Consider the following 19,852-nt stretch of genomic DNA (forward strand, 5'->3'; position numbering starts at 1 on the left):
GGACTACGTCGGCTGACCGGACGACTTGGGCCGACCGGACTGTTCCGCTCGGTCGGTTCGGTCGGTTCGGTCGGTTCGGTCGGCCGCGTCCGCCGTGCGGTTGTGTTCACGCTCGCGGTTGTGCTCACGGCCCTGCTCCCGGCTCTCGGGAGCGAAGAACCGTGAAAGGTCCTCGTGACAGGTCCCGCCGGATGCCTCGGCGCCCGGCGGGACCCCCCGCAGCCAGTCGAGCCCGTAACGCCGGAACAACTCCGCACGCAGGGTCCGCAGCGGCATCGGGACTCCGGGCACCAGCGCCGCGTACACCGAACCCATCAGGAGCGCGCGCAGCATCGGGTAGTCGGTGGCGGCGTCCGGCGAACCGTAGCGGGCCATGGTGTCGCTGAGCAGTTCCGCCAGGCGCTGCTGCTCCGCACACTGCATGAATCCCTCCGCCTGCAGGATGCTCGCCATGTGGTGGCGCATCAGCACGGGGTGGTCCCGGGTCAGGCCCAGGATGGCGTCAATGGCCCGCGCCATGCGCTCCTGACCGTCCTCCGTACGCGGCTCGCGCTCCAGCGCCTCCTCCAGCGTGCGGTGCATCAGCCGGTGCACCGCCGACTGGACGAGCTGGCGCTTGCCCGGGAAGTAGTACGAGACGAGGCCGCGGGCGGAGCCTGCGCGGTCGGCGATGTCGCCCAAGGTCGTGGCCTCGTACCCACGCTCGCTGACCAGTTCGAGCGCCGCCTGCAGAAGTCTCTCGCGGGAACGCCGCCGCAACTCTTCATTGACCGAGGCGCTGCGAGGGGACATCCTATGTACTCCTGCGTTGACTGGCTGCCAGCCAATTATACTCAACGCGTCCGGACCGACTCCCGTCGGGGATCTTCTCCGGGCTGCCGTCCGCTCGGGGCGCCGCGGGGGAGCGCCCCGGGCGGTCGGGAGGCACTGCCGCCTGCGTGCCGTCCCGCACGGTGCTTCGGGCCCGACCAGCACCTGTCGCCGAGCGGTCGCCCGCTCCTTACAGTGGGCAGGAGTGCCGAGGAGGCGTAGGGACATGGATCAAGATCAGATCCTGGCCAGGATCACGGCGGTGGTCGACGACGAACGCAAGCTTCGCGACGCCGTCGCGTCCGGGCAGATCGACAGCGCCACCGAACAGGAGCGGCTCGGGCAGCTGGAACGCGAGCTCGACCAGTGCTGGGATCTGCTGCGCCGGCGGCGCGCGAAGTCGGAGTTCGGCGACAACCCGGACGAGGTAAGCGTCCGTCCGTCGTCGCAGGTCGAGGGCTACCAAGGCTGACCGGGCCGCGGAGGCTGCTGACCGGGCCGCAGGCTTCGGTCAGCCCACCAGGTCCAGTAGGGGCCGCAGTCCGTCCGGCCGCCCGGTCACCGGCAGGTGGTCGACGAAGTGCACCGCGCAGCCCAGGGCGGCCGCCCCGCCGTCCGCGCGCCGGTCGTCGCCGACCATCAGGGTGTCCCGCGGATCGGCCCCGAGCGTGTCGCAGGCGGTCGCGAAGAGCCGGGCGTCCGGCTTCTGGATGCCGTGCTCGTACGACAGGACGTACGTGCCGATGTACGCGTCGAGGCCGTGGTCGCGGAAGACGGGCCGCAGGTCCCAGCCGATGTTGCTGACCACGCCGACGGCGATGCCGCGCTCGTGCAGCGCGCCCAGCACTTCGGCGGTGTCGGGGTACGGGCACCAGGCGGCCGGAGTCATATGGCGGTCGTAGAGCCTGTCGTGCAGCTCCGGATCGGGGAGCGCCACCTGGCGGGAGACACCGGTGTACGCCGCCCGGTGCAGCTCGGCGCTCTGGTCGCGGATGCCCCACAGCGGGGCCACGTCGTCCGGCACCGGCCTCGACGGGAAGGCCCCGCCCGGCAGTGCGCCCACGGTCTCCAGTTCCTTCGCCGCCCGGATCAACTCCCCCTCGGAGAGGGAGACTTCGGAGTCGGCCAGGACCGCGCGCAGCCAGGACTCGGTGGATTCGACGCGGAAGAGGGTTCCGGAGAAGTCGAACAGCACGGCAGCCATGCGCTGGACTTTAGCGGCGGTTCTGTCCAACGCGTGGCTGCCGTGGGGTGGTTCAGGCCACGTCAGGTCAGTGGCGCCGGGGCCGGGGTGCCGTAGAAGGTGGCGGGCGGCCAACCGCGGGATTCGGCAAGCTCGTTGAGCAGGTTCGCGATCTCGTTCGGGGTGATGACGCTCTCGGTGGGTGTGTCCATGACCGAGACGCTGAAGGTCAGCGTCATGGATGCGTCGATGGGGCCGATGGTGTAGTCGGCGCTGAAGCGGGTGCCGCTCGGGAAGACGGCCGATGCCGACGCCTCCGTCTCCGCCGCCGCGGTGTCCGCCGCCTCCGCGGACCCGGCGGCACCCAGGACCGCGCCCGCCGCGGTCGTCCCCGAGTACCCCAGCAGCGAACGTCTCGAAATGCTGGACAAGTTGCCCCCCCTCTGCGTGGCTCTGCCGGGTGTCTCCCGAAGCCGCGATCGATCGTATGCACGGCTGTGGGGCTGGTGAGGCTGAACAGTTTCGTCCGCAAGTGGAGGGGGCCGCGGCCGGGTCGACGGGGCCGTCAGCGCAGCTCGGCGGTACCCCGGAATCTCGTGTACGACGCCACCGCGAGCGCCACCACCAGCACGCCCAGCAGCCAGCCGCCGAGCACGTCCGACGGCCAGTGCACGCCCAGCCAGATACGAGTGAGGCCGACACCGAGGACGGACACGGCGGAGAGGGTGAGCGCGATCCGCCACACGACCTGTCCGACGCCGTACAGGTGGAGGAGCCACAGCAGCAGGCCGCACACGACCGTGGCCGACATGGCGTGGCCGGAAGGGAACGCCGCGTAGTGGGCGGAGTCCACGGGGTCGGTCCAGACGGGGCGCTCCCGGCCGATCGCCGCCTTGAGCCCCTGCTGGAGCAGTGTGCCGAACACACATGTGGCCGTCAGCCATAGCGCGAGCCACCATGCCGAGTGGTGCAGCACCAGCCAGAGCACGGCGGCGGCACACACTGCACGCATCGTCCAGGGATCCCACACCCAGTCCGTGAGGATGCGGAACGCCTGCGTCATGTCGGGGTCGTCGACCGCCCAGCGGTGGGTGGTGCGGGCGATGTCGCCGTCGAGGGCCATGAGCGGATCCCAGGACAGGGTGACCAGGACGAGCAGCAGTACGGACGGCAGGGCGACAGCCGCCGCGACGCGTACGGCGATCCCGGGACCAGGGGCGTGGGGCGGCGAGTCGACGGGTGCGGAGTGCATGTATCGATCCTCGCCGACCAGTGGGGCGGAAGGCGAACCCGGGGGTGGTGGGACGGCCGTGAGTCCCCTATCCGAGGGCCCGCAGAGCCGGTACGAAGGCCACCAGGACCGGGATCACCGGTACCAGCGCGGCGGCCGCCGTGAGCCGCAGTCGACGGGCGGGCGGGAGGCGGTCCGGGGGAGTGAGCAGCCGGTGGACGCGCTGCGGAACATGGGCCTGAGGTGTGGGGCAAGGGCCGAACGCGCCCCGGTCCTGGTTGAGTTCGACCAGGGCCAGGGCTGTCGTCAGCCGGCCGAAGCGGCGCGACGCCATGTCGTCCGCGGCGAGTTCGACCAGAAGGTGCATCTCGTCACGGAACGCCGCGAACACCGGGACCTGCGGAAAGCCGTTGGCCAGGGCGGCCGACGAGTGCAGCAGCCAGTCGTGCCGGGCCCGCGCGTGCCCCTGCTCGTGGGCGAGTACGGCGTCCAGCTGCCGTCCTTTGAGGCGGCGCAACGCGGCCGTGGTGACGACGAGTTGGGGTACGGCCCCGGGCAGCCACCAGGCATCGGGACGCTCGCCCTCAAGGACGACGAGACGATCGCTGCCGGGCTCCTCCCCGGGCAACAGTGGTGCGCGTACGAGGAGTTCGGCCCGCCGTCGACGGCGCCGGGTGCGGGCCCCGGTGATCTCGCGGGCCAGCATCGCGGCGCTCCAGACACCGCCGAGCGCGAGAGCCACCGCGGTCGTCGCGGCCCAGGGGCCTGCGGCCGACGCGTAGCTCTCCACGACGGCGGGCGGGGCGGGGGCGAAGACCTGGCCGCGGACCGCCTGCCAGGCTGCCGCCGCGCTGAGTGTCATCGACAGCGCGCAGCACAGCAGAACGGCCACCACCACGCACTGCCACACCCACAGGGCGACCACCGGTTCACGGTCCTGCCAGTCCGTCCGGGCGAGCAGCCGCGGAGCGAGGACGGCGGCCAGGGCGCCGAGCAGCAGCAGTGCCGCGGGGACCATCATGGCCGCAGCCTATGAGCGGGGCGCCGCCGGAGGATACGGGCTGTCGCGGCAAGTGACGCAGACCACGGTTTCGTAAAGTCGGCCCGGAGCCCGAGGGATGTCGGCTCGGCACGTGAGAAGCCCTGGTCCAGAACGTGGGTAGCGTCGGCCCAGAAAGTGAGAAACAACCGGCTCAGAGTGTGAGAAGCATGGCCAGCATCCCGATGCCCATCGAGAGGCGGCACGCCCGCGCCAGCTCCAGCCGATCGCCCCACCCGGCCGCACTACGGCTCCCGCCAGGTCCAGGTCCAGGTCCAGGTACACGTCCTGGTCCAGGTACACGTCCTGGTCCAGGTACACGTCCAGGTCCGGCGACGGCGACCGGCACCAGCCGTGTGCCGCTCCAGAGCACATACGCGGTGAAGTACGAGAGGAGTACCCCCGTCAGCGCGGGAACCCCGGCGTGCGCCCCGCTCGCCATCACCGCCGCCATATAGGCCATCGCGAACGCGCCCACCAGGTGGTGCAGATGGTGCGTGCCGCCCCGAGCCGCCCACAGGGCACGCAGCGCGGCCGCCCCGAACACCGTCGCGTAGGCGACCCAGGCCCAGCGCGGCGGCGCGAGTACCGCCGCGGGCACGGCCATCGCGGCCATCCCGAACCCCATCAGCGCCTCACCGCCCGCGGTACGCCGCTGTTCCTCGACCCTGCTGCGCATCCGCAGCAGACAGTAGGCCCCGGTCGCCGCGCACAGCGCGACGAGCAGCCAACTGGGCGACGCCGGTCCGTGCACCGCGCACCTCCCCGCTCGGCGGTGTCGAACAGTCCGGTCGAAGAGATGCCCGGGCCGGGCGGAGCGCAAGCGAGCGCAAGGGTGTACGCGGGGGAGCGCGTGGAGGTGCGCCGCAGACCGAACGCTCGCGACCGCGGTACGAGGCCCCGCGCGGCTGACGCCCCACTCCGGGTTCCCCTGCCGATTCCCCGACCGGTTTCTTCCGTACCGTCAGAAGCTTTGCGGTTACCGCCCGTTGGCATGAGACGGGCGTCACTTCTACGCGCGGCACGCCGGTTCGAGCAGTCGGCATACGTGCGAAATGACCGTCCTGCTCAACACCTTCGCCGGCCAGACCGGTACGGACTGGGGACCTCTCATGGCAGCAGCCACGCTGGTCAGCGTCCCCGTGGTGCGCGCCTTCGCGATGCTCCAGCGGTACATCGTCGGCGGACTGACCGCGGGCACGGTCAAGTCGTGACGGTCGGTAGGTCGGTGGGCAGGAGTCAGGACCTGGCACTTACCCCTCGTCGGCCGCCCGGTAGATGCCGAACACCGCGCCCTGCGGGTCCCGGAGCACCGCGATGCGCGGCCCCTCCGGGACCGACGTGGGTTCCATCAGTACGCCGCCGCCCGCCCGCGAACTCACCTCGGCGGTCGTGTCGACGTCCTCCACCGCGAAATACGGCAGCCAGTGCGAGGGCACCTCGTGCGGGAACTTGTCGCCCATCTCCACCATGCCGCCGAAGTCCTCGCCGCCGATGCCCCACTGCGTGTAGTGCTCCGAGGCATTGACGGTCCAGCCGAACACCGTCGTGTAGAAGGCGGTGACCAAGCCGGGGGTACGCGTCATCAGCTCGACCCAGCCGAGCGCCCCGGGGGCGTTGAACAGACCGGCACCCGGGAAGGATTGCGCCTGCCAGAGCTGGAGGACCGCGCCGCCCGGGTCGGCCGCCACCGCGAAACGGCCCAGGTCGAAGACGTCCATCGGCTCCTGGACGACCGTGCCGCCCGCGTCCCGTACCGCCGCCACGCTCGCGTCCGCGTCGGGCACCGCGAACGACACGTTCCAGGCCACCGGCTGCGACTCCTGGAACAGCGGGGTCAGGCCCGCGACCGGCGCGTCGCCGAGGTGCGCGAGCGTGTAGCCGCCCGCCTCCGCGCGCGGGTCCGTCTCCGGGCGCCAGCCGAAGACATCGGTGTAGAACCGTTTGGCCGCCTCCAGGTCACTGGTCCCGAGCTCGGTCCAGCAGGGCCCGCCGGGCACCGCCTTGTCCAGTTTCATGGCCGACCTTCTTTCCGATCTTGCCGACGTTCCGACAGGGGCCCGTCAGGAGCACAAAGAGCTCCTTCTCGCACGCTAAGCCCGGCCCCTCGCCCTCGGCCAGCCGACGGAAACCACATGGCGGGACCAGCCGGTGAGGCGTACTCTCGCCCGCGTACCGCACCTCATGGCGGCCTCCGCACCTACACCGACCCCGGAGGTCCCCGCATGCCCGCGCTCACGGTGCGCCCCTTCCACCGCGACGACCGCGACCAGCTCACCGAACTCGTCAACGCGCTCCCCCACTCTCGACTTCGCTCGAGCGGGGGGACCCCCACCGCCGCTGTCGTCCCCGGCGTCTCCGTCTCCGTGAACACCGTGCTCAGCGGCATGACACGGCAGCCCGACGAGTTCATCACCGACCCCTGGGTGGCCGAGCGGATCACGCTCGTCGCCGAGCAGCGCCGGTACGTGGTGGCCGGCGCCCATCTGCTGCGCTATCGCGCCGACGCCGAGGTCGGTGAGAGCTTCCGGGACGCCGACGCGATCGACTGATTCGTCTGCCGTCCGCCCGCGTCCTTCTGGCCTGACTCCGACCAGGCCTCCGACCTGCTGATGGCGGCCTGCCTGGCCCAGCTCTCCCGCTGGAACGTCCGCCTCCGCTACGCCGACGGATCCCTGCCCGCACCCGTCGTCTACGGACTGCCACGGCCCTGGCCGCACATCCGCGCCGCCTACGAACGCGCCGGCTTCCGGCACACGGGCGACACCGAGGTCATCCTCATCGCCGACGTGGTCGATCTGCCACCGCTCACAGCCCTGCCCGGAATCTCCGTCGACCGCACGCTCGGCGAGTGCGGCACCCGCTTCACGGCTCACGCCGACGGGCGCGTACTCGGCTTCATCGAGGTCGACACCGCGCTGGACCGCCCCGAACGCCACGCACGCAGCGGAGGCCTCGCCGACATCGGCAACCTCCACGTCGAGCACCCGGTGGACGGCCTGGAGAACTGGCTCCTCGCCCAGGCAGCCCACTGGCTGCGCCTCTCAGGAGTACGGCGGCTCTTCGCGTACGAGGCCGTCGGCGCCGCAGCCGCCATCGGCCGGCTGACGGGCGCCGGTTTCCACGAGCTGACCCGCACGGATCGCGGGTGGGAGCACCTCTCGCGTGGCTGAACACGGAGGCGGAGCAGGGAAGTTGAGCATCCGCCTTCACACACCGCCGCCACACCCGGCCGACACCGGCGCCGTGCTGGACCGTACGACCAGTTCGGTGGCCAACTCCACCCGGGGGGGGGAGTCGAGTTCCTCGCCCCGGGTGAGCTTCAGGACCGTATGGACCGCGAGTAACCTCCGTTGACGGTTACCCCGCACGCCTCTACCGTTCCGGACGCACTCTCGAAACTTTGCAGAGATCTTCCGGAAATTCCGGCAGCGACGTGAAGCCATGATGAGAGGGACGTCCATGAAGCTCCAGAGCTTACGCAGAGCCGCGTCGGTGACCCTGGCCGCGGCGTCGCTCGTGATCGGGGGAGCCGTCTCCGGTCACACGGCGGACGGGTCGGGGCAGGCCGACGATTCGGGACAGGTTGACGGCTCGGGCCAACAGGCCGCCGCCGCGCCCGTGTTGCGGGACCTCGCCGCCGCCAGGGGCATCTACTACGGAACGGCCGTCACGGCCTCCAAGCTGAATGGCACGTACGGAACGATCGTCGGCGAGCAGTTCGACTCCATCACGCCGGGCAACGAGATGAAGTGGGGCTCGGTCGAGCCGACGCGCGGCAGCTTCAACTGGTCGGGCGCCGACGCCGTCGTCGGCTACGCCGAGGCACACGGCCAGAAAGTCCGTGGCCACACCCTGGTCTGGCACAGCCAACTGCCGAACTGGGTCAGCAACGGCAGCTGGACCGCCGACAGCCTGCGCACGGTCATGACCGACCACATCGCCACCGAGGCCGGCCGCTACAAGGGCCGCATCGACCACTGGGACGTGGTCAACGAACCGTTCAACGAGGACGGCACCCGCCGCCAGTCGGTCTTCCAGACGGCGATCGGCGACTCGTACATCGCCGACGCGCTGCGGGCGGCCCGCGCCGCCGACCCGGCCGCCAAGCTGTACGTCAACGACTACAACGTCGAGGGCGTCAACGCGAAGAGCACCGCCCTCTACAACCTGGTCAAGTCCCTCAAGGAGCAGGGCGTCCCGATCGACGGCGTCGGTCTGCAGGCCCATCTGATCCTCGGCCAGGTGCCCTCGACGATGCAGGCCAACATCCAGCGCTTCGCCGACCTGGGAGTGGACGTCGCGATCACCGAGCTCGACATCCGGATGACGGTCCCGCCGACGAGCGCCCAACTCGCCCAGCAGAAGGCCGAGTACAAGGCCGTCACCGCTGCCTGCGTCGCCGTGGCACGCTGCGAGGGCGTCACCGTCTGGGGCTTCACGGACTCCGACTCATGGATCCCCGATGTGTTCCCCGGCTATGGCGCGGCGACCCCGTACGACGAGAACTTCCAGCCGAAGCCCGCCTATTACGGCATCGCCGAGGCGCTGGGCTGGACCGACGGCGGTACGAATCCGCCGGCGGGCGCCTGCGCGGTGACGTACGCCGTGCAGAGCCAGTGGAACACCGGCTTCACCGCGCAGGTGACCATCAGGAACACGAGCACCGCCGCCGTCAACGGCTGGGCACTGGCGTGGAGTTGGCCCGCCGGGCAGCGCGTTGCGCAGGCCTGGAACGCCACCGTCACCCAGTCCGGCGCCGCCGTCTCCGCGGCCAACGCCACCTACAACGCGGCGATCGCGCCCGGCGCGTCGGTCACCTTCGGCTTCAACGGTTCCTGGTCCGGCGGCAACACCGCACCCACGGCCTTCACTCTCAACGGAACGGCCTGCACGGTGGCTTAGAAAGCGACGTGCCGAGTCCTGGCGCACGCACCGGGTGTCGGCGGGACCTGCCCCGCCGACACCCGCGGCGGTCGGGTGAACTGCCCTTACCGGGTGGGGAGTTGAGCATGGGGCGTGGTGGCGGACACCGTGGCGGTCACGTCCACGCCGATCGGACGGAGCACCTGCGGCGGCACAGTCACCTGGTCACGGAGGTTGGGCGCCGTGCCGTCCCACCAGTCGGCGTTGCCGTCCTCGATGCAGCGCAGCAGGACCCCCTCGCGCAGCGCCCAGGGGCAGATGGTCACCTCGTCGATGCCCATCAGCTTCATCGCGGTGTGCGCGACGATCGCCCCGGCCAGCGACTGACCTGAGCGCGCGAGGGAGATGCCCGGCAGAAGGGCACGCTCGGCGGCCGGTAACACCGCCAGCTGCTGGACGGCCCTGCCGAGGTCGGCACGGGTCATGCCGCGCGGAGTGAAGGGCCCCGACCGGCCCGGGGCCGCGCCGCACAGCCGGCCCAGCTGCTGGAACGTACGCGAGGTGGCGACCGTCGTACGCGGCGCCTCCCAGCGGATACGGGCCGCGACGTCACGCAGTTGGTGGCGCACGTGCCGGCGCAGCAGCTTGGTCCTGCGCGGGGACGGCGGGTCCTGGCCGCGGAAGAACTCACGGGTCAGCCGGCCGGCCCCCAGCGGCAGCGAGATCGCGAAGTCGGGCAGCCTGCTCCGGCCGAAGGCCACCTCCAGGCAGCCGCCCCCGATGTCCAGCAGAGCCAGCGGCCCCGCGCGCCAGCCCATCCAGCGCCGCGCCGCCAGGAAGGTCAGCTCCGCCTCGACCTCGCCGGGCAGCACGTGCAGCGGCACTCCCGCCTCCGCGGTGACCCGCCCGAGCACCTCGGCGCGGTTCGGGGCGTCCCGCACGATCGCCGTGGCGAAGGCGAACGGCCGGGTCACCCCCCACCGCAGGCCCTCCACCCGGGCAGCCGTCACGGCTTCCACCAGCCGGTTCACCTGCTCCGGCGGCAGGTGACCACCCGGCTCGACATGGGCGGAGAGCCGCAACTGGCGCTTGGCCGTGTGCACGGGGAGAGGCACGGCTCCGTCCGTCTCGGCGATGACGAGCCGTACCGTGTTCGAGCCGACATCAAGCACACCCATTCGCATCCTCTCTCCGTACCCTGGGCGGTCGCCCGCACACCGCTGTCGGAGAGTAGATGCCGCCCGGTTTGCGGCGTTCTGTACGAGTATTCTGGCTTTATGGACACCTTCGGCTGGGACCTGGCTGTTCCGAACGAAATCGTGGCCGGTTCGGCCCCCTTCGTGGTGGGACTTCTGATCACGGCGATGCTGATCGTCGCGGTGTGGTGGGGGATGCGGGTGCGTGCCCGGGAGCCCGGGCCGCCGCGCCCCGAGGACCAGCCCCATCTGCCCGCGGGCGGCGCGGTACACGAGATCAGCGAGATGCGCGAGCCCGACGAGATGCCGCACAACGGCAGGGTTCTCACCCCGCACGAGCTGCACGGCAACGTCTCCTCGCGCCGCGCCAAGGACCAGAAACGGTCGACCTGGGGCCGCAACAGCAGCGGCGGCTTCGGCAGCGGCGGCCTCGGCCACCACTGAGGGCACGCGGGGCCGCTGGGACGGGGTCAAGAAGACCTCCGCCGAGCCTCCCGGTCGGTTCGCGAGTGTCCGACGACCCGTTGGGCTGTCAGCGGTTCCGCAGCGCCCTGATGAGTTCGTCCTTCGACATCGATGAGCGGCCCTCGACGCCGACCTTCCTCGCCTGCTCGTACAGGTCCTGCTTCGACCGGTCCTCGTACGAGCCGCTCTTCCCGCCCTTGCGGGAGGAGGACTTCGGGCTGTTGGCGATCCGAGCCGCCTTCTCCTTGCCCGCACCCTCGCGACGCAGCGCCTGGTAGGTCTTCTCGTCCTTGATCTGCGGCCTGGGCATGGGATCCCTTCTTCCACTCGTTCCGAGGACTGGATCGTCGCGGGGCGGGCACACGGGCGCCGCCCCGCGAGGGCACGTTCCGGGTACCCGGAACGGCCACTGGCGCACCTACCAACTGCGCATGCCTCTGTGACAGGCGCCGGCCGCCGGTCATTCCCTCACGGGCGATACCGCAAGGGATGGTCCGCCGGGACCTCCACCACCACGATCTCCGTCCCGTCCGGATCTGCGAGCCACATCTCGATCAGCCCCCACGGCTCCTTCACCGGGGGCCGGCGCACCTCGACGCCCGCGGCCAGGAGCTCCTCGTGGGCCGCCGTGACGTCCGGGACCTGGAGCCACAACTTGACGGCGGGGGAGGGGGGTTCCGCGGAGCGGCCCGCGACCTCCAGGTAGCCGCCGCCGAGGAAGTAGACGGTGCCGCGCTCGGGGCCCGTGCCGAACTCGCGGTAGACGGGCAGGCCCAGTTTCTCGCCGTAGAAGGCGCGGGAGCGCTCGGGGTCGGTGGGGCGGAGCAAGGTCCGGCTGCTCAGTACATGCACCATGCATCCGGAGCCTAATAGGAGAGTTACGCTCAGCGGTGCTCGAGCCGTGCCAGAGAATCGGAGAATCGCTCCATGGATACCGCCGCCACCGGACCGACCTTCCGTGACGCCACCGACGCCGACGTCGACGCCCTCGTCGTGCTGATCGAGTCGGCCTACCGGGGAGACTCCAGCCGCACCGGCTGGACCACCGAGGCGGACATCCTGGAGGGCCAGCGGACCGACCCGGAGGGTGTGCTCGCGGTCATCAAGTCGCCCGACAGCCGCCTGCTGACCGTTGAGCGCGAGGGTGCGGTGGTCGCCTGCTGCCAGCTCGAACACCGCGGTGACCATGCCTACTTCGGCATGTTCGCGGTTCGCCCCGCCCTCCAGGGCGCGGGCCTCGGCAAGGTGATCATCGCCGAGGCGGAGCGGTTCGCCCGCGAGACCTGGGACGTCAAGGAGATGCACATGACCGTGATCTCCGTACGCGACGACCTCATTGCCTGGTACGAGCGGCGCGGCTACCGCCGTACGGGAGAGATGACTCCCTTCCCGTACGGCGACGAGCGCTTCGGCATCCCGCAGCGCGACGACCTGCGCTTCGAGCTCCTGGTGAAGCCGCTCGCATAATCGTTCCGTCGCGCGGTCCGGCCGTTACGCCGTGAAGCGGCCGGTGCGTTTGATCTCCGGATAGTCGGTGGTCGCGCCGTCCAGTTCCAGGGCGCGTACGAGGCGCAGGTGGTCCTGGGTGTTCACGACCCAGCCGATGATCCGCAGGTCCGCCTTGCGTGCGCGCTCGACGACCTCCAGGGTCAGCCGCCGGATGTTCAGGACGAGACTCGTGGCGCCGACCGCGGTCGCCCGCTCGACGACATCGATGCCATAGCGGCTGGCGACCAGTGCCGTACGGACGCCGGGCACGAGCCGCGCGATCTCGGCGACGGCCTCGTCGTGGAACGACAGGACCTCGACCCTGCCGACGAGGTCGCGCCGGTTCATGACCTCCGCGAGCGCCCGGGCCGCGGCCACGTCCTTGATCTCGGCCTGTAGCGGGGCCGTGACGGCGTCCAGGACCTCCTCGAAGACCGGGATGCGCTCACCACGGCCCGCGTCCAGTACCCGCAGCTCGGCGAGGGTCTTCTCGGCGATCGGCCCCGAGCCGTCGGTCGTACGGTCCACATCGGCGTCGTGCATGACGACGAGTGCGCCGTCCTTGCTCAGATGCAGATCGAGTTCGATGAGGTCGAGGCCGGCCTGCTGGGCGGCGATGAAGGAACGGAGGGTGTTCTCCGGTTCGACACCCATGATTCCGCGGTGCCCGATGGTGAGAAAGTTCAAGGCTGACTCCGCTTCCGTCGACGGCGGCTCGGCTGCCGCGTGCTGCGGTCCCATGCCCACGCGGCAAGGCCGCAGCCTAATCGCCCGGCCCGGCGTTGGACCCGCTCCGACGGCGGGGAATGAGGCCCGCCAGCGGCGAGAACAAGCCGTCCGGGCCCCGTCTCGCCTCACCCCTGCGTGGGCGAGTCCTCAGTGGGTTGACCTAACCGACCCGGCTACCCGCCGGGCGACGGATGTATTCGTCTTCCCGGTTTCCAACAGGAAAAAGAGCGGTGAAGACAAGAGGAGGCAGGATAATCTCCCGAGTCCGCACTTGTGGCGGAGAACCCTCCATGCATACGGTGTCCATACGCGAGGTTCTCCCGTGGAAGGTGGGTCATGACGGAAATTCTTGTGCGAGTGGGTACGGAGGAGCGGGTTCCTCCCCGGGACAGGGTGGTGAAGCACCCTGCCTGGCCCGTGCTCAAGGATGCCGTGGAGCGGATCCGGCCATGGCAGTCCAAGGACGGGTCGATCGACTTCGACGCCGAGAGCGCCCCGGATCCGGCCGAAGCCGGACTGGCCGTACGCCGTGTCGTCGACGCGGTCGAGGAGCTCTCCCCGCTCCTTCCGCACGACGCCGCGTACCACGAGGCGCTCGTAAAGGACCTGCGCCGCTGGGCCGACGACGGCTTCCATGTGCCCGACTTCCTCGACTCGCTGCTGGCCTTCCAGCCCGCCGCGCACCGCGAGGACGGACTCCAGCACCTCGTCGTGTTCCCGATGTACACGCAGAACGGCAATCCGGACCGCAACTTCGAGGCGGTCGTCCTGCGCATGGTCTGGCCTCAGTGGCTGGCCGACCTCGAGCGCACCCGCTACGACAACCCGCTGTTCTGCGGCATCACGTTCGAGGACTTCACGGCCGGCTACGACACCAACTCGGCCGTCCTCTTCCCGGAGACCATCGCCGTGCGCGAGGCGCCGGAACGATTCTCCTGGGGCGGTATCTTCTGCGACCGCGAGGCCGCCCGCTTCCGCAAGGTCACCGAGGCCGCCGTCGGCACGCTCGGCCTCGAACTGCCCGACGACATCCGCGAGATGGTCGGCGACCAGGCGCGGTGCGAGCAGGCCTTCGTCCTGTGGGACATGGTCCACGACCGCACCCACAGCCACGGCGACCTGCCCTTCGACCCGTTCATGATCAAGCAGCGGCAGCCGTTCTGGATGTACGGCCTGGAGGAGCTGCGCTGCGACCTCACCGCCTTCAAGGAGGCCGTGAAGCTGGAGGCCGACGGCTTCCCGCAGGGCCGCGACGTGCAGTACGCGGTGCTGTTCGACCGCATGTTCCGCTTCCCCGTGACCGGCGACCGCGTCCGCAACTACGACGGGCTCGGCGGCCAGCTGCTCTTCGCCTACCTGCACAAGCACGACGTCGTCCGCTGGACCGACAACAAGCTGCACATCGACTGGCAGCGCGCCCCGCAGGTCACCAACCAGCTGTGCGCCGAGATCGAGACGCTCTACCGCGACGGCATCGACCGCCCGAAGCTGGTGCACTGGTTCGCCGCGTACGACCTGGTCTCCCAGTACCTCGCCCCGCACCCGGGCTCCCGCTGGGCCAAGGGCCCGGACGCCCTCGATCTGAACCAGCCGCCGCGAAAGCTCGTGGACGACGTGCTTCCGGACGAGTTTCCCCTGAGCATGTTCTATGAGGCCCTTTCCAAGAAGCTGAAGAACGTGATCGCCTCCACCAAGGGCATCACGGCGGAGAGCGCCGAGCGGGTGGCCGCGTGAGCGACCGCACCGAAATCACTGCTCAGGAGGCGAGGATCATGGGGAACGGGGCTCTCAGCGGTGCGGTGATCGCGGTGGCCGGCGCGGGCGGACCCGCGGGAAGGGCCGCGCTGCTGCGGCTCGCCGAGGCGGGAGCGACCGTCGTCGGCTCGGACAACGATCCCGAGCGGCTCGCGGAGGCCGTGGACGCGGCCCGCTACGCGCACGGCGGCGCCACGGTCGTCGGCGACACGGTCGACCTGCTCGACCTGCAGTCCAGCCATGACTGGGCCACGCACATCGAGAAGGACTTCGGCCGGGTCGACGGCCTGGTCCACCTCGTGGGCGGCTGGCGCGGCAGCGAGACCTTCACCAAGACCGTCCTCGACGACTGGGACCTCCTGGAAATGCTGCTCGTCCGTACCGTGCAGCACACCTCCCTCGCCTTCCACGAGGCGCTGCAGCGCAGCGACCGCGGCCGGTACGTCCTGATCAGCGCCGCGGGCGCGAGCAGGCCCACCGCGGGCAACGCCGCCTACTCCGCAGCCAAGGCCGCGGCCGAGGCCTGGACGCTGGCCATGGCCGACTTTTTCCGCAAGGCCGGAGCCTCCGAGGGAGCTGAGGGGCCGACGTCCGCGGCTGCGATCCTGGTGGTGAAGGCGTTGGTGCACGACGCGATGCGCGCCGAGCGCCCGAACGCGAAGTTCGCGGGCTTCACGGACGTCAAGGAGCTGGCCGAGGCCATCGTCGGCGTCTGGGACCGGCCCGCCTCCGAAGTGAACGGAAAGCGTCTGTGGCTGACCGAGAAGCCGTGAACCCTCCGCAGCCCCCCTATACAGCTGCGCGGCGCCGTCACGACCCGGAGATCCGCGGATTCGCCAGTGACAACTACGCGGGGGCCCACCCCGAGGTGCTCGCCGCCCTGGCCCTGGCCAACGGCGGGCACCAGGTCGCGTACGGCGAGGACGACTACACGGGCCACCTCCAGCAGGTGATCCGCGGCCACTTCGGCGCGAGCGCGGAGGTGTTCCCCGTCTTCAACGGCACGGGCGCCAACGTCGTGGCGCTCCAGGCGCTCACCGACCGCTGGGGCGCGGTGATCTGCGCGGAGAGCGCGCACATCAACGTCGACGAGGGCGGCGCCCCCGAGCGCATGGGCGGGCTCAAGCTGCTCACGGTGCCCACGCCCGACGGCAAGCTCACGCCCGAGCTGATCGACCGGCAGGCGTACGGCTGGGACGACGAGCACCGCGCGATGCCGCAGGTCGTGTCGATCACGCAGAACACCGAGCTGGGAACCGTCTACACGCCCGACGAGGTTCGCGCGATCTGCGACCACGCCCACGCGCACGGCATGAAGGTGCACCTCGACGGCGCCCGGATAGCCAACGCGGCCGCTTCCCTGGACGTCCCGATGCGGGCGTTCACGAACGCCGTCGGCGTGGACGTCCTCTCCTTCGGCGGCACGAAGAACGGCGCGCTGTTCGGCGAGGCCGTCGTCGTCATCGACCAGGACGCCGTCAGCCACATGAAGCACCTGCGCAAGCTGTCGATGCAGCTCGCCTCCAAGATGCGCTTCGTGTCGGTGCAGTTGGAGGCCCTGCTCGCCAAGGACCTGTGGCTGCGAAACGCCCGCCACGCGAACGAGATGGCCCAGCGTCTCGCCGAGGGCGTGCGGGCGGTGCATGGCGTCGAGATCCTCCACCCGGTGCAGGCCAACGCCGTTTTCGCCCGGCTGCCCCACGACGTCAGCGAGCGCCTCCAGAAGCGCTACCGCTTCTACTCCTGGGACGAGGCCGCGGGCGACGTCCGCTGGATGTGCGCCTTCGACACGACCGAGGACGACGTCGACGGCTTCGTGGCGGCACTCAAGGAGGCGATGGCGCGCTAGGCCCTGTCGTCAAATTCCCGTCTGCCTCGCGACGCCATGCACGCTCCCCCACTGCCTTAAGGGCGTGGGAGGTGCCCCCACTCGCCGCACCGGGCGCAGCCCCAAGTACGTCCAGTACGAGGGACTACGCCCGGCGCACCGAGAGCACGCACCTGACGCCGCGAGGCCGCCCTTCGGGCGACGACGCGAATTTGACGACAGGACCTAGCGGCTCACGACCCCGGCATCATGCATAAATATGCGTTGAAGTGAAAAGTCATTGACTCGTCGGTGGTCGCATTCCTATGCTCTGCGGGCATGGAGCTGATCCAGAACACCCCCGACCTGTCCGCGTACTTGGCCGCCGACGAGGCGGTCGACCATCATCATCCGCTTGTGCGGGAGACGGCCGCACGGCTCGCCGAGGGGGCGGCGGACTCGTATGACTATGCGCGAGCCGCGTACGAGTTCGTGCGCGACACCGTCCCGCACTCGCAGGACGCGGACGACCCGCGGGTCACCTGGCGCGCCTCCGACGTCCTGGACCGGCGCACCGGCATCTGCCACGCGAAGGCGCACGCGCTCGCCGCGCTGCTGCGGGCCGAGGACATCCCCACCGCGTTCTGCTACCAGTCGCTTCGACACGACGACGGAGGCGGGCATGTCGTGCACGGTCTGGTCGCCGTACGGTTCAACGGGGCCTGGCACCGACAGGACTGCCGTGGCAACAAGCCGGGAGTGGACGCCCAGTTCTCGCTCGACGGCGAACGGCTGGCCTTCCCCGTGGATCCGCGGTCCGACGAGGTGGACTATCCGGTGCTGTACGCCGCACCGCATCCGGCCGTCCTGAACGCCCTCAAATCGGCCCCGAACCGTGCCCACCTGTGGCAGAACCTGCCCACCACACTCTGAGGCAAGGCAGCCGAGAGCCTGCGCCTAGGTCCTGTCGTCAAATTCGCGTCGTCGCCCGGAGGGCGGCCTCGCGGCGTCAGGTGCGTGCTCTCGGCGTGCCGGGCACAGGCCCTCGTACTGGACGTACGTGGGTCTGTGCCCGGTGCGGCGAGTGGGGGCACCTCCCACGCCCTTAAGGCAGTGGGGGAGCGTGCATGGCGTCGCGAGGCAGACGGGAATTTGACGACAGGGCCTAGGTCGTGTCTGGCCCGGCCGTGCCCCAAAGGGGCGCGGGGAACTGCGCGACCAGCCGAAACGGACCCGCAGTCGGCACGCTGGACCCGTTGAGCGAACCGATCAACGGGTCTCCGCGGCCTTGACCTCTTCGGGGGTCGGAGCCGTGCCGCCGAGGTGGGCCGGCATCCACCAGGTGTCGTTCGGGCCCTTGGGGCGTACGGGATAGGCGCGCTGCGCGGCTTCCAGGAGCTCCTGTACGCGCTCGCGCAGCTGCCGGGTGATCGCGCCCGCGTACTTGTCGCGCGAGGCCTCTATGGCCTCGCCGACACGGATCGTGATCGGGGTGTGGCTGCGCTTGAAGTTGCGCGGGTGGCCCTTGGTCCACAGTCGCTGCGTACCCCACACGGCCATCGGGATCAGCGGGACGCCGGCCTCCTGGGCCATGCGCGCGGCGCCCGACTTGAAGCTCTTCAGCGTGAAGGACTGCGAGATCGTGGCCTCGGGGAAGACGCCGACGATCTCGCCGGAGCGCAGCGAGTCGAGCGCGTGCGCGTACGCCGCCTCGCCGTTCTTTCGGTCCACCGGGATGTGCTTCATGTTGCGCATCGGCGGGCCGGAGATCTTGTGCCGGAACACCGACTCCTTCGCCATGAAGCGGACCAGTCGCTTCTGCGGCAGCGCGGCGAGACCGTCGAAGACGAAGTCGAGATAGCTGATGTGATTGCTCACCAGCACCGCACCACCCGAGCGCGGGATGTTCTCCGAACCCTTGCAGTCGATCTTGAGGTCCCAGGCCTTGAACAGCGCCTGGGCGAGACCGATGGCAGGACGGTAGGCAAGCTCAGCCATGGACGCGGTGGACCCTTCTCTCTGATCTGCCTGGGAAGGGATCTCCCGGCCGGAAGTTACGCTGCCGTAGGTTTACGGCATTGGGCAGATCGTGCCCCAAGAACGGATGAGTGACCAGTCCTCGTGCCGCGGAACGGCGAGATACTCGTCACGTCACACCTTGATCCACCTCGGAGTTTTTCACCGCCTTTACTCTGCTCGAAGTCCTGGTCGCCTTTACTCCGCGCGAACCGTCAGCCGTCGCAGGAGCAGGTACATCTCGCACCCGAGGCAGTACCCGAACGCCGCGTTGAGAAACGCCGCCGCGAGCGCCGCCCCGGTCGCCGCGAGCCCCAGCCATTCCGGTCCCACCGCGTAGCCGAACAGCCCCACCGCGGCGAACGCGAACCCGACCGCCTGCGCGAACCGCGGCGGCCCCGGCGCCTCGAACTCCGTCGGCGGCCCGACCCGGGGTCGTACGGCCGTACGGAACAGCCAGCCGTACGGCGAACGCGCCACGCCGCCCGCCGCGCCCAGCGCGAACGCCAGTGTCTGCCAGGCCAGCAGCCAGGCGCTGCCGGTGATCAGTACGACCGCCAGTACGGCGGTCGTCACGGCCGCTCCGAACCGCGGCCCTCTCGCATCAATGTCCATGATTCAAGCATTCCGCATACGGAACGATCCGCGGCCGCGGGAATCTTTGCAGTCTCGTGAATGCTGAACGCGAAGATGACCGGAATCGTGGTGTGCGTGGTGGTGCTCGCGGCGGCGAGCGCGTTCGGAGTGCTGAACCGACGGCGGAGCGGGAGAGTCAGGGTGCGCGGGCGGGACGACGGAAAGCGGCTGGGCGCGGCCGAGTTGGGCGAGGACCTCGGTGAGCGGGCCACCCTCGTCCAGTTCTCCAGCGCCTTCTGCGCACCCTGCCGGGCGACCCGCAGGGTTCTCGGTGAGGTCGCCGAGATGATCCCGGGCGTGTCGCACGTCGAGATCGACGCCGAGGACCACCTCGACCTCGTACGGGAACTCGACATCCTCAAGACGCCGACCGTGCTCGTCCTCGACGTGGACGGACGCGTGGTCCGGCGCGCGACCGGGCAGCCGCGCAAGGCGGACGTGATCGCCGCGCTCGGCGAGGCCGTCGGAACACCCTGACCTGTGAGGCTGGAGGCCACCGGTGACGCATCTCCCATCTGCCGGGACGCACTTGACTGCACGCGCCACCTATCGTCAGCCTGACCGTATGCCCTGGGAACTCCTTCACTTCGAGCGTGAACGCCCTCGGACCGTGGCCCTCGTCCGCCGCGGG

General features: G+C 70.2%; 23 protein-coding genes and 1 pseudogene. 11 read left to right on the forward strand and 13 right to left on the reverse strand.

Annotated features, from left to right (window positions below; genetic code table 11):
* Window positions 1-3: 3 nt before the first annotated feature.
* A complete protein-coding gene (locus tag OHA11_RS42785; protein ID WP_266506245.1) occupies window positions 4-792 on the reverse strand; it encodes a TetR/AcrR family transcriptional regulator in 789 nt (262 codons plus the stop codon).
* Window positions 793-1,036: 244 nt separating this feature from the next.
* Here OHA11_RS42785 and OHA11_RS42790 point away from each other — a divergent pair, with 244 nt between their 5' ends.
* The gene (locus tag OHA11_RS42790) at window positions 1,037-1,282 is read left to right on the forward strand and encodes a DUF2630 family protein (protein ID WP_266506246.1); all 246 of its coding nucleotides are present in this window, start codon (window positions 1,037-1,039) and stop codon (window positions 1,280-1,282) included.
* A 39-nt stretch (window positions 1,283-1,321) separates the two neighbouring features.
* On the opposite strand, the gene OHA11_RS42795 is transcribed toward OHA11_RS42790, so the two are convergent.
* The 5 genes from OHA11_RS42795 to OHA11_RS42815 all read right to left on the reverse strand — a co-directional run bounded on the left by OHA11_RS42795 (window position 1,322) and on the right by OHA11_RS42815 (window position 5,017).
* On the reverse strand, window positions 1,322-2,014 hold the full coding sequence (locus OHA11_RS42795) for an HAD family hydrolase (protein ID WP_266506247.1): 693 nt from the start codon (window positions 2,012-2,014) through the stop codon (window positions 1,322-1,324).
* Between the two features lie 62 nt (window positions 2,015-2,076).
* Entirely contained in the window at window positions 2,077-2,424 is a 348-nt protein-coding gene (locus OHA11_RS42800) for a twin-arginine translocation signal domain-containing protein (protein ID WP_266506249.1), read from the reverse strand.
* A gap of 134 nt (window positions 2,425-2,558) precedes the next feature.
* Window positions 2,559-3,245 (reverse strand): phosphatase PAP2 family protein, encoded by a 687-nt coding sequence (locus OHA11_RS42805; protein ID WP_266506251.1) that lies wholly within the window; start codon window positions 3,243-3,245, stop codon window positions 2,559-2,561.
* 67 nt (window positions 3,246-3,312) lie between these two features.
* Window positions 3,313-4,245 carry a M56 family metallopeptidase gene (locus OHA11_RS42810; RefSeq protein ID WP_266506253.1) on the reverse strand — a complete coding sequence of 311 codons (933 nt, stop codon included), beginning with the start codon at window positions 4,243-4,245 and terminating at the stop codon, window positions 3,313-3,315.
* Window positions 4,246-4,417: 172 nt separating this feature from the next.
* Window positions 4,418-5,017 carry a DUF5134 domain-containing protein gene (locus OHA11_RS42815; RefSeq protein ID WP_266506255.1) on the reverse strand — a complete coding sequence of 200 codons (600 nt, stop codon included), beginning with the start codon at window positions 5,015-5,017 and terminating at the stop codon, window positions 4,418-4,420.
* Between the two features lie 301 nt (window positions 5,018-5,318).
* On the opposite strand from OHA11_RS42815, the gene OHA11_RS42820 reads away from it, so the two are divergent.
* The gene (locus OHA11_RS42820; RefSeq protein WP_323186739.1) at window positions 5,319-5,477 is read left to right on the forward strand and encodes a hypothetical protein; all 159 of its coding nucleotides are present in this window, start codon (window positions 5,319-5,321) and stop codon (window positions 5,475-5,477) included.
* A gap of 39 nt (window positions 5,478-5,516) precedes the next feature.
* Here the strand turns inward: OHA11_RS42820 and OHA11_RS42825 are convergent, their stop codons facing one another.
* Window positions 5,517-6,281: a VOC family protein gene (locus OHA11_RS42825; RefSeq protein WP_266506257.1), complete on the reverse strand. Its 765-nt coding sequence runs from the start codon at window positions 6,279-6,281 to the stop codon at window positions 5,517-5,519.
* Between the two features lie 207 nt (window positions 6,282-6,488).
* Between OHA11_RS42825 and OHA11_RS42830 the strand changes: the two are divergent.
* Together OHA11_RS42830 and OHA11_RS42835 are read left to right on the forward strand one after the other, a co-directional pair.
* Window positions 6,489-7,436: pseudogene (locus OHA11_RS42830) on the forward strand (N-acetyltransferase).
* A 289-nt stretch (window positions 7,437-7,725) separates the two neighbouring features.
* A complete protein-coding gene (locus OHA11_RS42835; RefSeq protein ID WP_266506259.1) occupies window positions 7,726-9,168 on the forward strand; it encodes an endo-1,4-beta-xylanase in 1,443 nt (480 codons plus the stop codon).
* Window positions 9,169-9,254: 86 nt separating this feature from the next.
* Here OHA11_RS42835 and OHA11_RS42840 read toward each other — a convergent pair whose 3' ends face one another.
* Entirely contained in the window at window positions 9,255-10,313 is a 1,059-nt protein-coding gene (locus OHA11_RS42840) for a Ppx/GppA family phosphatase (protein ID WP_266506264.1), read from the reverse strand.
* 93 nt (window positions 10,314-10,406) lie between these two features.
* Between OHA11_RS42840 and OHA11_RS42845 the strand changes: the two genes are divergently transcribed.
* The gene (locus OHA11_RS42845) at window positions 10,407-10,769 is read left to right on the forward strand and encodes a DUF6479 family protein (RefSeq protein WP_266506266.1); all 363 of its coding nucleotides are present in this window, start codon (window positions 10,407-10,409) and stop codon (window positions 10,767-10,769) included.
* An 88-nt stretch (window positions 10,770-10,857) separates the two neighbouring features.
* Here the strand turns inward: OHA11_RS42845 and OHA11_RS42850 are convergent, their stop codons facing one another.
* Both OHA11_RS42850 and OHA11_RS42855 read right to left on the reverse strand, forming a co-directional pair.
* Window positions 10,858-11,100, reverse strand: a complete 243-nt coding sequence (locus OHA11_RS42850) for a Rho termination factor N-terminal domain-containing protein (RefSeq protein WP_266506267.1) — start codon at window positions 11,098-11,100, stop codon at window positions 10,858-10,860.
* Window positions 11,101-11,258: 158 nt separating this feature from the next.
* Entirely contained in the window at window positions 11,259-11,645 is a 387-nt protein-coding gene (locus OHA11_RS42855) for a VOC family protein (protein WP_266506269.1), read from the reverse strand.
* A gap of 72 nt (window positions 11,646-11,717) precedes the next feature.
* On the opposite strand from OHA11_RS42855, the gene OHA11_RS42860 reads away from it, so the two are divergent.
* Window positions 11,718-12,257, forward strand: a complete 540-nt coding sequence (locus tag OHA11_RS42860; protein WP_266506270.1) for a GNAT family N-acetyltransferase — start codon at window positions 11,718-11,720, stop codon at window positions 12,255-12,257.
* 24 nt (window positions 12,258-12,281) lie between these two features.
* On the opposite strand, the gene OHA11_RS42865 is transcribed toward OHA11_RS42860, so the two are convergent.
* A complete protein-coding gene (locus OHA11_RS42865) occupies window positions 12,282-12,965 on the reverse strand; it encodes a glycerophosphodiester phosphodiesterase family protein (RefSeq protein ID WP_266506271.1) in 684 nt (227 codons plus the stop codon).
* Window positions 12,966-13,343: 378 nt separating this feature from the next.
* On the opposite strand from OHA11_RS42865, the gene OHA11_RS42870 reads away from it, so the two are divergent.
* From OHA11_RS42870 to OHA11_RS42885, 4 genes are all read left to right on the forward strand, one after another.
* Complete coding sequence (locus tag OHA11_RS42870; protein ID WP_266506272.1) at window positions 13,344-14,741, forward strand: DUF6421 family protein; 1,398 nt, start codon at window positions 13,344-13,346, stop codon at window positions 14,739-14,741.
* A 38-nt stretch (window positions 14,742-14,779) separates the two neighbouring features.
* The gene (locus OHA11_RS42875; RefSeq protein ID WP_266507824.1) at window positions 14,780-15,535 is read left to right on the forward strand and encodes an SDR family oxidoreductase; all 756 of its coding nucleotides are present in this window, start codon (window positions 14,780-14,782) and stop codon (window positions 15,533-15,535) included.
* Window positions 15,532-16,611 carry a low specificity L-threonine aldolase gene (locus OHA11_RS42880; protein ID WP_323186782.1) on the forward strand — a complete coding sequence of 360 codons (1,080 nt, stop codon included), beginning with the start codon at window positions 15,532-15,534 and terminating at the stop codon, window positions 16,609-16,611. The genes OHA11_RS42875 and OHA11_RS42880 overlap by 4 nt, the downstream gene beginning before the upstream one ends.
* A 297-nt stretch (window positions 16,612-16,908) precedes the next feature.
* A complete protein-coding gene (locus OHA11_RS42885) occupies window positions 16,909-17,502 on the forward strand; it encodes a transglutaminase domain-containing protein (protein WP_266506275.1) in 594 nt (197 codons plus the stop codon).
* Between the two features lie 336 nt (window positions 17,503-17,838).
* Here the strand turns inward: OHA11_RS42885 and OHA11_RS42890 are convergent, their stop codons facing one another.
* Window positions 17,839-18,567 (reverse strand): 1-acyl-sn-glycerol-3-phosphate acyltransferase, encoded by a 729-nt coding sequence (locus OHA11_RS42890; RefSeq protein WP_266506277.1) that lies wholly within the window; start codon window positions 18,565-18,567, stop codon window positions 17,839-17,841.
* Window positions 18,568-18,783: 216 nt separating this feature from the next.
* Window positions 18,784-19,200, reverse strand: a complete 417-nt coding sequence (locus OHA11_RS42895) for a DUF4395 domain-containing protein (RefSeq protein ID WP_266506279.1) — start codon at window positions 19,198-19,200, stop codon at window positions 18,784-18,786.
* Window positions 19,201-19,275: 75 nt separating this feature from the next.
* On the opposite strand from OHA11_RS42895, the gene OHA11_RS42900 reads away from it, so the two are divergent.
* A complete protein-coding gene (locus tag OHA11_RS42900) occupies window positions 19,276-19,698 on the forward strand; it encodes a thioredoxin family protein (RefSeq protein WP_266507826.1) in 423 nt (140 codons plus the stop codon).
* Window positions 19,699-19,852 lie beyond the last annotated feature (154 nt).

The organism is Streptomyces sp. NBC_00878 (assembly GCF_026341515.1).
GTDB lineage: Bacteria > Actinomycetota > Actinomycetes > Streptomycetales > Streptomycetaceae > Streptomyces.